The sequence below is a fragment of the Roseiarcus fermentans genome, from assembly GCF_003315135.1.
Lineage (GTDB): Bacteria > Pseudomonadota > Alphaproteobacteria > Rhizobiales > Beijerinckiaceae > Roseiarcus > Roseiarcus fermentans.
The window spans coordinates 62,788-75,455 of record NZ_QNRK01000010.1 but is presented as its reverse complement, the minus strand read 5'-3'; the positions used below and the strand labels follow the sequence as shown (position 1 = coordinate 75,455).

Here is a 12,668-nt window from a genome sequence, read left to right as displayed (position 1 = left end):
CGGTTCCATTCAATTCTCTTAAATGCCCAGCAGGCCCGGCTCGAGGCCGCCCTTCTCCGGCAGCCGCGGCAGAAACTGCTCCCCCTCCTGAACCGCGAAGTCGCGGAACGCGCGCGCCGCCGGGGAAAGGGCGCGGTCGCTGCGGTTGACCACATACCAGCGGCGCAGGATCGGCAGGCCCACCACATCGAGGCAGATCAGCCGCCCGGTCTCGACCTCGGCCGCCACCGTATGGGCGGAGATGAGGGCGACGCCCAGACCCGCCATGACCGCCTGCTTGATCGTCTCGTTCGAGCCGAGCTCCATGCCGAGCTGCACGGTGCGGATGCGGGTGTCGCCGATGAAGTCCTCGAACAAAGTGCGCGTGCCCGACCCGACCTCGCGGAACAGGAAGGCTTCGCCGGCGAGATCCTCGCGCTGGAGGGCGTGGGCGCTGGCGAATCGGTGCTCGGGCGGCGCGATCAGCACGTAGGGGTGGGTCCCGAGCGGCAGCGTCTCCAGCGGCACGTCGCGCGGCGGGCGGCCGGCGAGCGCCACCTCGATCTCGCCGCCGCGCAACGATTCGACGGTCGCGTCGCGGTTGCCGATCAGGAAGCGCAGGTCGAGCCGGGGCCGCGTCCTGAGAAAGGCCGCGATCAGGCGCGGCGCGAAATATTTGGCGGTGGAGACCGCGCCGACGGTCAGCCGGCCGCCCTCCCCCGTCCCGACCGCCCGCACGATGTCGTCGAACTCGCGCACCGCCTGGGCGACGGTTCGCGCCGCCTCCAGCGCCGCCTGTCCCGCCTTGGTCGGCCGCATCCCCGTGGGCAGGCGGTCGAACAGGCGGAAGCCGAACGTCTCCTCGAGTCCCTTCACCCGCGCCGTCAGCGCCGCCGGCGTCAGGTTGAGGACCGCGGCGGCCTGGACCAGCGACCCCGCCGCCGCGATCGCCTGCAGGGTTTCGATGTGGCGGAGCGAGACGTTGCGCATGGGCCGTCATTGAACGCGCATTGCGCGCGCAATTCAATGCGACGCGGAGCGCGCGAGGATGTGTCGACGGCCGGACGCGCGCCGCCGCGCCTCGGGCCTGTCATGGCCGTCAGGGATACCGCGAGCAAAGACTGTCGCTCTTCGATTCGACCCTCGACGAGACCGCGCGGCCGCTTGGCGGTCCTAGCATTCCCCTTTGCCGGGATGCAGACGCCCGGACGTTTCGGCTGGTCATGCCGTTGGCGGCGGCTGGCGGGTCAGAAGCCTTCGAGGACGATCTTGCCCCGAGCCTTCTCGCTCTCGAGCAGCGCATGGGCCTGCTTCAGATTGGCCGCATTGATCGGCGACCGTCGTTCGGTGAGCGTGGAGCGCAACCTGCCCTCGTCCACGAGGCGACCGACATCGTTGAGAATGCGGCCCTGCTCGCCCATGTCCGGCGTGTGGAAGATCGACCGCGTGAACATCAGCTCGTGGTGGATCGACACCGCCTTGCGCTTGAACAGCATGATGTCGAAGCCTTTGGGGTCGTCGATCAGGCAGACGCGGCCCTGCGGCGCGATCAGTTCGGCGATGTCGGCTACGTGCGCCCCGGTGTGCGTGGTCGAGAAGACGAACGCCGGCGCGCCGACGCCGAGCGCCTCGACCTGCGGAGCGAGCGGCTTCGAATGATCGATGACGTGATGCGCGCCGAGCGCCTTGACCCACGCCTGCGTCTCCGGCCGTGAGGCCGTGGCGATCACCGCGAGGTCGGTCAACTGCCGGGCGATCTGGACGGCGATCGAGCCGACGCCGCCGGCGCCGCCGACGATCAGGATCGCGCGCGCCGCCCCGGGCGCCGGCTTGGCGACGTCGAGCCGGTCGAACAACGCTTCCCAGGCGGTGAGCGCCGTGAGCGGCAAGGCCGCGGCTTCGGCCCAGTCCAGCGAGGCGGGCTTGTGGCCGACGATGCGTTCGTCGACGAGGTGAAGCTCCGCATTGGCGCCGGGTCTGGTGATCGAGCCGGCGTAGAACACCGCGTCGCCCGGCTGAAACAACGTTACCTCGGAGCCGACCGCGCGCACGACGCCGGCCGCATCCCAGCCGAGAACCTTCCAATCGTCGCCCTGCGGCGAGGCGCTGCGGCGAACCTTGGTGTCCACCGGATTGACCGAGATCGCCTTCACCTCGACGAGAAGGTCCCGGCCGGCGGGCCTCGGCTCGGGAAGCGCGATGTCGACCAGCGACGCATCCGCGTCGATGGGTCCAGGAACCTTGTAACCGACGGCTTTCATTGGGGTCTCCAGCTTGCTGTCGACGCATTTAAGGCATATCGTCCGTTTCGGGTATACGCACAAATTTCTACCATAGTGTCGGAAAGGATACCGTCTTGGTGAAACGCCGCCACTCCAGCTTCGACTGCGCTCCCGGCTGCGCGGTGGAGGCCGCCATCAGTCTCATCGATGGCAAGTGGAAGTGCGTCATCCTGTTTCATCTGCTGGACGGGACAGCGCGCTTCAACGAACTGCGGCGCCGCATTCCTGCGGCCACGCAGCGGACGCTGACCAACCAATTGCGCGAGCTGGAGTTGGATGGGCTGGTCGAACGAACGGTCTATGCGCAGGTGCCGCCAAAGGTGGAATACAACCTATCGGAACTCGGCAGAAGCATGACGCCGGTGCTGATGACGCTGAAGCAATGGGGCGATGCGAACATCGGCCGCTTCGCGGCGACGCCAGCCGCGGCCTGATGGGAGGAAGAGATCGGTTTTCGCTTGCATGGTCATGACGCCCCGCGCGAAGCGGCGGGCGATCGCGGCGGCGATTGGCGTCGGCGCAGCCGACGCGACCGGGTCCTTCCGACGCACGGAACCAATCGGCGCTATTGCGCGTTCCCCGGATGCAAGAAATTCCGACGGCGGACTGGAGGGCGCATGCGGGTCAACGAAGGCAAACCCTATCCACTCGGCGCGACCGCCGATTCGACCGGAACCAATTTCGCGGTGTTCTCCGCGCAGGCGACCCGGGTCGAGGTCTGCGTCTTCGACGGGCCGCAGGGTCGCGAGACCGACCGCTTCGAACTCCCCGAATACACCGACGAGGTGTTTCACGGGCACGTCGAGGGCCTCGGGCCGGGAACCTACTACGGCTTGCGCGTCCACGGCCCCTACGAGCCGGAGGCCGGCCGGCGCTTCAATCCGAACAAGCTGCTGCTCGACCCCTATGCGCGCGCGCACGCGGGCAAGCTCGTCTGGGACCACGCCGTGTTCGGCTACACCATCGGCGCCGAGCGCGACGACCTGACCTTCGACGCGCGCGACAGCGCGCCCTTCGTGCCGAAATCGGTGATCGTCGACCCGAACTTCGACTGGACCGGCGAATACCGCCGCCGCAGCGTGCCGTGGGACCAGACGATCGTCTACGAGACCCACGTCAAGGGCTTCACCAAGCTTCATCCGCTGGTCGACGAGCGGCTGCAGGGCTTTTACGCCGGCCTCGGCGCGAAACCGGTGGTCGACTACATCAGGTCGCTCGGGGTGACGACGGTCGAACTTCTGCCGGTGCACACCTTCGTCGACGACAGCCACCTCCTGGACAAGGGCCTGAAGAACTACTGGGGCTACAATTCGATCGGCTTCTTCGCCCCCGATCCGCGCTACGCCGCCGACGTGCCGAACAGCTTGCGCGAGTTCAAGGAGATGATCGCGCGGCTGCACGACGGCGGCCTCGAGGTGATCCTCGACGTGGTCTACAACCACACCGCCGAGGGCAACGAGCGCGGGCCGACGCTGTCGTTCAAGGGCATCGACAACGTCTCGTACTATCGCCTCTTGCCCGACAAGCCGCGCTACTACATCAACGACACCGGCACCGGCAACACCCTGAACCTCAGCCATCCGCGGGTCATCCAGATGGTGTGCGACAGCTTGCGCTACTGGGTGAGCGAGATGCGGGTGGATGGATTCCGCTTCGACCTCGGCACCATCCTGGCGCGCGAGCCGGACGGCTTCAAGACGGAGAGCGGGTTCCTCAAGGCGGTCGGTCAGGACCCGCTGCTGGCCGAGGTGAAGCTGATCGCCGAGCCGTGGGACTGCGGCCCCGGCGGCTACCAGGTCGGCGGTTTCCCGCCCGGCTGGGCCGAGTGGAACGACTCGTTTCGCGACACCGCGCGCGATTTCTGGCGCGGCGAGGCCCCGGCCAAGGCGCTCGCGCCGCGCCTGTGCGCCTCCCCCGACAAGTTCAACTTCCGCGGGCGAAAGCCGTGGGCGAGCGTCAATTTCATCACCGCCCACGACGGCTTCACCCTGGCCGACCTCGTCAGCTACAACGACAAGCACAACGAGGCGAACGGCGAGGAGAACCGCGACGGCCATTCGGACAACCGCTCGTGGAACTGCGGCGCGGAAGGGCCGAGCGACGACCCGGAGGTGCTGAAGCTCCGCCTGCGCCAGGCGCGCAATCTGATGGCGACGCTGCTTCTGTCGCAGGGGACGCCGATGGTGTGCGCCGGCGACGAGTTTCTCCGCACCCAGGAGGGCAACAACAACGCCTACTGCCAGGACAACGCCATCAGCTGGCTCAACTGGGACCTCGACGAGGACCAGAAGAGCCTGGTGAGCTTCTTCCGCCGGCTGACCGCCCTGTTCCACCTCTATCCGGTGCTGCGCCGCTCGCGCTTCTTCACCGGCGAGACCAATCCCGACCTCGGCGCCAAGGACGTCACCTGGATCGACGCCAACGGCGCCGAGATGGACGCCGAAGTCTGGGACAACGGCCTCACCAAATGCTTCGGCATGATGCTCGACGGGCGCGCGCAGGCGAGCGGCATTCGCAAGCCCGGCGCCGACGCGACCGTGCTCGCGGTGTTCAACGCGCATCACGACGTGGTGAAGTTCGCCTTGCCGTCCACGCCGGATGCCGAGGGATGGAACCGGCTGATCGACACCAACGACCCCGAGGCGCCCGGCGCGGCGTTCGCATTCGGCGCCGTCTACGAGGTCACCGGCCGCTCGATGCTGCTGTTCGAGCGCTCGGCGCCGGCGCCGAACGGGAAGAAGGCGCCGGCGCCGCCCCAGCCGCAGGCGCGCCCGCGCAGGAAGCCGCGCGCAGGGTCGACGGGCGCGGGGCGGGACGGCCCGGGATGACGAAGCGGCGCGCTGGCGGCCTTCCGGGGCCGATCGCAGGCGGGCCGCCGCGGGTGAGCGTCGTCGACGCCTCGGCTGCGCAACGCCGTCCGCCGCGGCCGTTGCGACGAGGCTTATGTCGATCGGTCGCTGCAACGACTCGGCCGGTTTCCGGTCGAGATCGACCCAGCGCCCGCACGCCTTGTCCCGCGCGGGAGGCCTGACCCTGGACGAGGCGGCCTATCTCGAACTGGCGATCCGCAGGGCGCTGCCGCTGGCGACCTGCGACGCGGACTTGATCGCCGCGGCGCGCCGCCGTGCCGTCGAGGCGCTGACGGCTTGAATGTCAGCGCGGCGGTTGGCCGCGTCGAGCGTTTTCCAGGCCGCGCGCGATCGCGTTGAAAGCCCCTTCAACGAGAGGACGCTCGACGGCCAGCTCGCCCGGACGCGTCCCTCGGCCGTCAGGCGCCGCGAATGCGTCAGGCGCGGGCCGCCGTCGCTCTGCGCCGCGTCGCGAGGCCGCCGAAGCCGGCGAAGCCGATCAGCATCATCGCCCAGGTCACGGGCTCCGGCGCCGCGGCGGCTGTGGAGAAAGTATTGTTCGAAGTGCCGAAGGCGTCAAAATTGCGGTCGAGCACGCGGCCGTCCTGGAGCTCGCTGATGGTCCTGCCCTGGCTGACGTTGATGTAGAGATTCAATAGCCCGGCGCCCTGAAACACGCTGTCGCTCTGGACGACGCCATTGATCAGATCGAAGCTATTGTGAACAATGAATTCGTTCGGGGCGGTGAGAAAATCGAACGGCAACGTCATCAGAGCGGAAAATTCTGCAGGCGTCGACGTCACGATCACGGCGGTGGCGGAACTGACGCCGTTGTAGGCCAAACCGTCGATCTCGCCGGACACGGTACCGCTGGTAGCTCCGACTGTATTTGTTATTGTGAATTGAATCGTCGCGGCCTGCGCACTGACCGGAATGATCAGTGACAAAAGCAAAGCCGTTACAACAGACTTCGTTGTCATGTTATACCCCCCAAAACTTTACCGAGACGGTTGCGATGTCCGATTTCCGCAGAAGTTTACGTACCACGACAAAGCGCAACATGTAAATTGAAATTCACTATTAATTCCGCGGTCAATTTCAATTTTAAAGAAACTGAGTAACTGCCAACCCCGTCATTGCGAGGAGCGAAGCGACGAAGCAACCCATGCCGCCGCTTGCCTCCTGCGGAAAAAATCGCTCCGTCTTCTGCTCGCAACGAAGGGCGGCGGGACGATCAGAGGGCGCAACAGCAGCCCAGCGGCCCTGGATCGCTTCGCTTCGCTCGCGATGACGGCGCTGTTCGCTGCCGGCTTGGGAGTTACGAAACTGACGGTCTTCGGGTCCCCCCCGCGCCGGAGGCCCTGCGGGTCGAACGGAGGGGGTGGTCTGACGGCGGTGGGCGTCGGGGCGAGGGCAGGAATGCGCTTCGACGCTGCCGTCGGCGCCGTCGCCGGCAACGCGCCCCGAGCGCCGCGCGCAGCGGCGGCCCGCCCGAAACGACTGCGGCCTGGCCGTCCGTGAGCCTATGCAAAGCGGCGGTCACGCCGTCGCGCGAACTGGAAACTGGAAAGCAGTGTTGACTTATCGTCAGTGAGGTGTTAACTTAGGAATCCAGCTGCGCCGAGGCTTGGGCCTTCAAGGAGAGATTATGAAAAAGATGGGTTTCCTGGCTTGCGCCGCCATCATGGCGGGGATCGCGAGCGCGGGCGCTGCGAACGCTGCGACATTCGACCTCACCTTCACCAACGGCGCCTACCCCAGCAATGCGGTGTGCTGCGGACTGTATACGGTCACCGCGGTGCTGCAGGCGACGCAGGACGGCGCGAACTATGACGTCACCAGCATCACCGGGACGGTGACCACCAATTCCGGCGCCAACTCGTATACAATCGAGCAGCTCGCAAGTCCTCCGACAACGTCGGATGGTTACTACGGCTTCGATAACGTACTCCTGCCGTCTGCCGGCGGCTACACGCTGAGCAACGGCGGGATCGCCTTCTACGCCAGCGCGCCGGTGAACCCCGGCAACACCGCGGGACCGAACGGCTGGAGTTCCTACAACATCTTCCTGAATACCGACAACAGCATCGCGCTGACCAACAGCAATTCGAACAACGTAAACTCGCCCTTCGAGGGGACCCTGACGATCGTCCCCGCCCCCGCCCCTGAGCCTGCCACCTGGGCAATGATGTTGCTTGGCATGATCGGCCTCGGCTTGACGGCCTACCGGCGGCCGAGCCTGAAGAGCGCAGTTTAGCTCCCGGCTGGATATCATTGATAACGTGTGAGAAACAGGCTGCCTTCAGGCGGCCTGTTTCTTTGCGTTGCGGACTCTGCGCGTGCCGATCTTTCTCACTTTTGCAACGAACGTCTGAATGATCTGATCCGTCCCGCCAAGCCGCCCGCCGGCAGCGCCCCCGAGCGCCTCGCAGTGGCGCGCCGCCGTCGACGATGATACGGCCGCGCAGATGCTCGAACCCGCGTCCGTCGGGCAGGCGGTCTGACGCTCTACGACGCCGCCTCTCTCGAACTGGCGATCCGAAGGGCGCTGCCTGTGGCGACATGCGACGCGAACCCGATCGCCGCGGCGCGCCGTCGCGCGATAGAGGCGTTCACGGCCTGAATGTCAGCGCGGCAAGAGGACCGCCGTCGCAACACACTTCATTCCCATGGTATATACCCCCGCCCGTTTATGCCAGCTAAACTAACGCTCCGGCATGCCAGACCACGGTGACGGCGGCGTGACTTGTAAACATTCGGCGTGAAGTATCGAACGGAAACGAGGGAATGCCCGTCTACGCCTCCGTCAACACCGCTGCCGGCAGCGCCCCGAGCCACGTGCGAAGCGGCGCGCCGCCCTCGACGGCGCGGCCGCGGACATGGTCGAACCAGCGTCCCTCGGGCAGAAGCGCGGCCGCCTCCCAGTCGGGCTTCGCCTCCCGCTTCGCCGGATAGCGCGCCGCCATCATCACGAGGCGCCGGCCCCCGTGCTCGCGGACGAAGCCGAATCCCCAGTCGGCCTCCGCGCCGGAAAATTCGAGCGGCCGGTAGTCCCCCTCGGCGAACAGGTCCGGTCGCTCACGCCGGAGCGAAAGCAGGAGCGCGATCGTCGCGAGTTTGACCCGCCCGTCGCGCCACGTCTCCATCAGCGAGGCGAACAGGCGCGCGCGCGCTTCGGACGACGCGAGCGGCCCCCCGACCGTCTCCAGCGCCGCCCCCCGCGCCCCATAGTCGACCGGCCGCCGGTTGTCGGGATCGACCAGGGAAAAATCCCACAGTTCGGTCCCCTGATAGGTGTCGGGAACGCCGGGCGCGCAAAACTTCAGCACGGTCTGGACGAGGCTGTTCTGCACGCCGAGTCTGGCGACGTCGGCGACGAAGGGCAGGAACGCGCTGAGGAAGCCGGGCGCGTCGGGGCGCAGCGCCTCCGAGGCGAAGGCGAGCGCGGCGCCTTCATAGGCCGCGTTCGGCGCCGCCCAGCCCGAGTTCAGCTTCGCCTCGCGCATCGACTTCGTCAGCGCGCCGCGGATGCGGTCGGCGAAGGCGGCGAGCGCGTCGGCCGACGGATTGTCCAGCATGTCCGGCGGCCACGACCCGACCAGCATCTGGTAGAGCATATATTCGTCGTTGCGGTCGGGCGCCGCCACCCCCTCGACATCGCCGATGCGGGCGCGCAGGAGCCGGCTCCAGACCGCGACCTGGCGGCGCCATTCATCCGGCCGCTCGGACAGGACGGCGAGGCGCGCGCGCGAATCCTCGCCGCGCTTGGTGTCGTGCGTCGCCGTCGCCAGCATCGCGTGCGGCCAGCGCCCCGCGCGCTGCGCCACCGCCTTGTGAAAGGCCGCAGGCGCAACGCCGAAGCGGTCCGGGGTTCCGCCGACCTCGTTGAGCGCGAGGAAGCGGTTGAATCGGTAAAATGCCGTGTCCTCGACGCCCTTGGCCATCACCGGCCCCGACGCCTGCTGAAAGCGCATGGCGAAGCGCAGGGACGCCGTGCGGCCGAGTTCCTTCGCCCGCAGCGCCGCGGCGTCGCTGGTCAGCGCCGCGGCGAGGACGTCGAATGCGGAAGGGTGGAGGTCGGGATCGCCCCGTCTGGCGCGGGCGATCGCCCAGGCGACGTCGCGCAGGTCCGCTTCGTCCACCGTCCCGCCGAGATCGAGATAGGTGCGGTAGACGGGGAAATGGGCGAGGATCAGCCGGATCGCGCGCACGAGAATGCCGCGGGTGAGATCGACGGTCAGCGGGCTCGTTTTCGCCAGCCGCGCCGCGGCGCGCCCGAGCGCGGCGAGTTCGCTCGCCATCTCGTGGTCCATGATCCGGAGCTTGCTCGCGACCGCGACCGCCGCGAAGGTTTGGCGCGCGCCGGCGAAGCCGCGATAGCTGTCGTCGAACGCGCCTTCCGCCGCGGGGTCGATCAGGAGGCCGAGCGCGAGATTGACGAAGTCGTAGCCGGTGCTCCCCTCGACCGGCCAGTCGGCGCGCAACGCCTCGTGCGGCGCGAGAATCTTTTCGACGACGAGATAGAAGGGCCGGTCAGCCTGCTCGCGCAGCGCGACGAGATAGGCCTTGGGATCGAACAGCCCGTCGATGTGATCGATGCGCAGGCCGTCGATCTCGCCGGCGCCGAGCATCGCGAACACCCGCGCATGCGCGTGGGCGAACACCGGCGCGAGCTCGATCCGCAAGCCGGCGAGGTCGTTGATGTTGAAGAAGCGGCGGTAGTTGATTTCGTCTTCGGCCACCCGGAAGAACGCCACCCGCCAGAACTGCGCCTCGATCAGCCGGTCGAGTTCGCGCCAGTCGCCGTTGATGGCCGCGACCCTCGCCGCGACGGCCTCGCGGGCGTCGGCGTCGTCCCGCACCAGCGCGACGAGTTCCGCCTCGAGGACGCGCGCGCGTTCGGCGACCTGGGGGCGCCAGTTCGGCAGATCGCGAAACCGGTCGCCCGACCACTCCAGCGCCTCGCGCTCGCGCCCGAGAATCATCGGGTAGGTGGGCGGCGCGACCGGCAGCTTATGCGTGTCGTAGGCCCAGACGGCGAAGGTCCCGGCCTCGGCGTCGAACTTCAACGCCAGCTTTCCGGTGCGCAGCGCCTCGCCATAGGGTTCGCCGAGCACGGGGGCGAGCAGCCTGCCGCCATTGGGGCCACGATGCACCGACCAGTCGATGTCGAACCAGCCGGCTTTGGGCGAGGCTTCGCCCCATTCGAGCACGTCGAGCCACAAGGGATTGTCGGCGCCGCCGACGCCCATGTGGTTGGGCACGATGTCGAGGACGACGCCAACGCCCTCGCGCCGGAAGGAAGCGATCATCCCGGCGTAATCCGCCTCTGTCCCGAGTTCGGGATTGAGCTCGGCATGGTCGGTGATGTCGTAGCCGTGCGCGCTGCCGGGGCGCGCCTTGAAGATCGGCGACAGATAAGCGTGGCTCACTCCGAGCCGGGCGAGATAGGGGGCGATCGCGCCGGCGTCGGCGAAGCCGAAGTTTTCGCGCAATTGCAGGCGGTAGGTCGCGCGCGGCGGCGTCATGGCGCGACGACGCTCCAGCGCACGGCCCAGGGGCCGAGTTCGCCCGAGTCGCCCGCGTCGCCGCTGCGCCAGATCACCTGCCCCGAGGCCGGCGGAAACCCCTGCGCCCGGTCCTCGAGGTTGGCGTCGAGGATCAGGCTCTTCGTCCCGGCGGTCCAGCGCACCCGCACCGCCTGATCGCCGATCTCGATCGCCTCGCCTGCGCGGCCGATGTCGGCGAGCAGCGGGATCACATGCGCGCGCCGCGCCGCGATCGCCGCGCGGGTGACGGCGAGCCGTTCGGCGTCGAGCTTGCCCCAGTCGAGCTTCGAATCGAGGAAGGTCTGCTCCGCCAGCGGGTCGGGGATCTTCGCCGCGCCTTCCGGGTCCGAGAATTCGGGAAAGTTGGAAAACTCCCGCCGCCGCCCCTCGCGCACGGCGGTCGCGAGCTCGCCGGAGAAATCGCAGAAGAACAGGAACGGCTGCTCGGCCCCCCACTCCTCGCCCATGAACAGCGCCGGAATCTGCGGCAGGAGCAGGACGACGCTGGCGAGCGCGCGCGCCGCAGCGGGCGAGGCGAGCGCGCCCAGCCGTTCGCCGAAGGCGCGATTGCCGACCTGGTCGTGGTTCTGGACGAAGGCGACGAAGGCCGTCGGCGGCAGGTCGGCGCTCGGGCTTCCGCGCGGCGCGCCGCGATGAAGCGAGGGCTGGCCCTGATAGGCGAAGCCTTCGGCGAGCGCGCGGGCGAGCAGCCGCGTCTCGCCGTAGTCGACGTAGTACCCCGTCTTCTGCCCGGTCGCGGCCACCCGCAGCACGTGGTGGACGTCGTCGTTCCACTGCGCCGTGTAGAGGGCCGGCCGGCCCTCTTCGCGCCGCAGCCGGCCGGGCGCGTTGGTCTCGTTCTCGAGCAGGAGATGGATCGGGCGGTCGAACCGCGCCCGCACGCGCATCGCGAGTTCGTCGAGGATGTCGGGCCGGCTGTCGTCGCGGATCGCATGGACGGCGTCGAGCCGCAGCCCGTCGAGATGGAACTCCTCGAGCCAGTATTCGGCGTTCTCGATCACGAAGTCGCGCACGGGGCGGGCGTTCGGCCCGTCGAAATTGATCGCCTCGCCCCACGGGGTCTGGTGGCGGCTGGTGAAGAACTCGGGCGCGACGCGCGGCAGGACGTTCCCGTCCGGGCCGAAGTGGTTGTAGACGACGTCGAGAATGACCGCGACGCCGCGCCCGTGCGCCGCCTCGACAAAGGCCTTGAAGCGCTCCGGCCGGCCGTAGCTGGCGTCGGGCGCGTAGAGGAACACGCCGTCGTAGCCCCAGTTCCTCGCACCGGGGAAATCGGCCACCGGCATGATCTCGACCGCGGTCACGCCGACCGTTGCGAGATAGTCCAACATCTCGGCCGCGCCGTCGAACGTGCCCGCTCTGCTGAAGGCGCCCAGATGCAGTTCGTAGAGGACGACGTCCTCCCAGGCGACGCCCGTCCAGGTTTCGCTCCACCGATAGGCCTCGGGATCGACGGTCTCGCTCGCCCCATGCACATCGTCCGGCTGGAACCGCGACGCCGGGTCGGCGACGCGCGTCCCGTCGGCGAGCTGGAAGCGATAGCGCGCCCCTGCCCCCACGCCTTCGGCGAAGACCTCGAAGAACCCCTCGTCGCGCCGTTCCATCGCGACGGGTTCGGGCCGGTCGGCGAGCGCGAGGGCGACCCGCGCCTCGCCCGGCGCCCACAGGCGAAAGCGGACGCCTCCCGCCTCGAACGAGGGCCCGTGCGTCCATTGTCGACCGTTCGCCACCTTACCCCCCGCGCCGAAGTGGAGACTCCTCAACGGCGGAAACGGATGAAAGTTCCGGTGGTTTCGGTCCTCCCGCAGCCTTCGGGATCGGGCCTCTGGCGAGGCGGCGAAGGGGCTCGCGCAGATGCGGAGGCTGCGGCTTCCTGGTGAGCGCCCCGCGCCCGACGGCCGATGTCGCGCGCGCGAGTTGGACGCGGACATCGCGAAACCGCAGGACATGAGCATAAACTGAGTGGCTTTTCGGACTATTTGATCGCC

General features: G+C 68.1%; 9 protein-coding genes. 4 read left to right on the top strand and 5 right to left on the bottom strand.

What is annotated here, in order from left to right; all coding sequences use genetic code 11:
• Positions 1-18: 18 nt before the first annotated feature.
• Together DFR50_RS10715 and DFR50_RS10710 are read right to left on the bottom strand one after the other, a co-directional pair.
• Entirely contained in the window at positions 19-969 is a 951-nt protein-coding gene (locus DFR50_RS10715) for a LysR family transcriptional regulator (protein ID WP_113889198.1), read from the bottom strand.
• Positions 970-1,226: 257 nt separating this feature from the next.
• The gene (locus DFR50_RS10710) at positions 1,227-2,240 is read right to left on the bottom strand and encodes a zinc-binding alcohol dehydrogenase family protein (protein ID WP_113889197.1); all 1,014 of its coding nucleotides are present in this window, start codon (positions 2,238-2,240) and stop codon (positions 1,227-1,229) included.
• 95 nt (positions 2,241-2,335) lie between these two features.
• On the opposite strand from DFR50_RS10710, the gene DFR50_RS10705 reads away from it, so the two are divergent.
• From DFR50_RS10705 to DFR50_RS10695, 3 genes are all read left to right on the top strand, one after another.
• Positions 2,336-2,695, top strand: coding sequence for a winged helix-turn-helix transcriptional regulator (locus tag DFR50_RS10705; protein ID WP_113889196.1), 360 nt, complete (start codon positions 2,336-2,338; stop codon positions 2,693-2,695).
• 183 nt (positions 2,696-2,878) lie between these two features.
• Complete coding sequence (gene glgX / locus DFR50_RS10700) at positions 2,879-5,089, top strand: glycogen debranching protein GlgX (protein ID WP_147262724.1); 2,211 nt, start codon at positions 2,879-2,881, stop codon at positions 5,087-5,089.
• 115 nt (positions 5,090-5,204) lie between these two features.
• A complete protein-coding gene (locus tag DFR50_RS10695; protein ID WP_113889195.1) occupies positions 5,205-5,411 on the top strand; it encodes a PIN domain-containing protein in 207 nt (68 codons plus the stop codon).
• A 136-nt stretch (positions 5,412-5,547) separates the two neighbouring features.
• Here DFR50_RS10695 and DFR50_RS10690 read toward each other — a convergent pair whose 3' ends face one another.
• On the bottom strand, positions 5,548-6,090 hold the full coding sequence (locus DFR50_RS10690) for a PEP-CTERM sorting domain-containing protein (protein ID WP_113889194.1): 543 nt from the start codon (positions 6,088-6,090) through the stop codon (positions 5,548-5,550).
• A 668-nt stretch (positions 6,091-6,758) separates the two neighbouring features.
• Between DFR50_RS10690 and DFR50_RS10685 the strand changes: the two genes are divergently transcribed.
• Positions 6,759-7,367 carry a PEP-CTERM sorting domain-containing protein gene (locus DFR50_RS10685; RefSeq protein WP_113889193.1) on the top strand — a complete coding sequence of 203 codons (609 nt, stop codon included), beginning with the start codon at positions 6,759-6,761 and terminating at the stop codon, positions 7,365-7,367.
• Positions 7,368-7,905: 538 nt separating this feature from the next.
• Here the strand turns inward: DFR50_RS10685 and treY are convergent.
• A complete protein-coding gene (gene treY, locus DFR50_RS10680) occupies positions 7,906-10,638 on the bottom strand; it encodes a malto-oligosyltrehalose synthase (protein WP_113889192.1) in 2,733 nt (910 codons plus the stop codon).
• Positions 10,635-12,410, bottom strand: coding sequence for a malto-oligosyltrehalose trehalohydrolase (gene treZ / locus DFR50_RS10675; protein WP_245427608.1), 1,776 nt, complete (start codon positions 12,408-12,410; stop codon positions 10,635-10,637). Before treZ ends, treY begins: the two co-directional genes overlap by 4 nt.
• Positions 12,411-12,668: the final 258 nt, after the last annotated feature.

Excerpts from the sequence above, each read along its gene's own strand:
- DFR50_RS10715 (WP_113889198.1), bottom strand. The coding sequence starts at position 969 with ATGCGCAACGTCTCGCTCCGCCACATCGAAACCCTGCAGGCGATCGCG.
- DFR50_RS10710 (WP_113889197.1), bottom strand. The coding sequence starts at position 2,240 with ATGAAAGCCGTCGGTTACAAGGTTCCTGGACCCATCGACGCGGATGCG.
- glgX (WP_147262724.1), top strand. The coding sequence starts at position 2,879 with ATGCGGGTCAACGAAGGCAAACCCTATCCACTCGGCGCGACCGCCGAT.
- DFR50_RS10695 (WP_113889195.1), top strand. The coding sequence starts at position 5,205 with ATGTCGATCGGTCGCTGCAACGACTCGGCCGGTTTCCGGTCGAGATCG.
- DFR50_RS10690 (WP_113889194.1), bottom strand. The coding sequence starts at position 6,090 with ATGACAACGAAGTCTGTTGTAACGGCTTTGCTTTTGTCACTGATCATT.
- DFR50_RS10685 (WP_113889193.1), top strand. The coding sequence starts at position 6,759 with ATGAAAAAGATGGGTTTCCTGGCTTGCGCCGCCATCATGGCGGGGATC.
- treY (WP_113889192.1), bottom strand. The coding sequence starts at position 10,638 with ATGACGCCGCCGCGCGCGACCTACCGCCTGCAATTGCGCGAAAACTTC.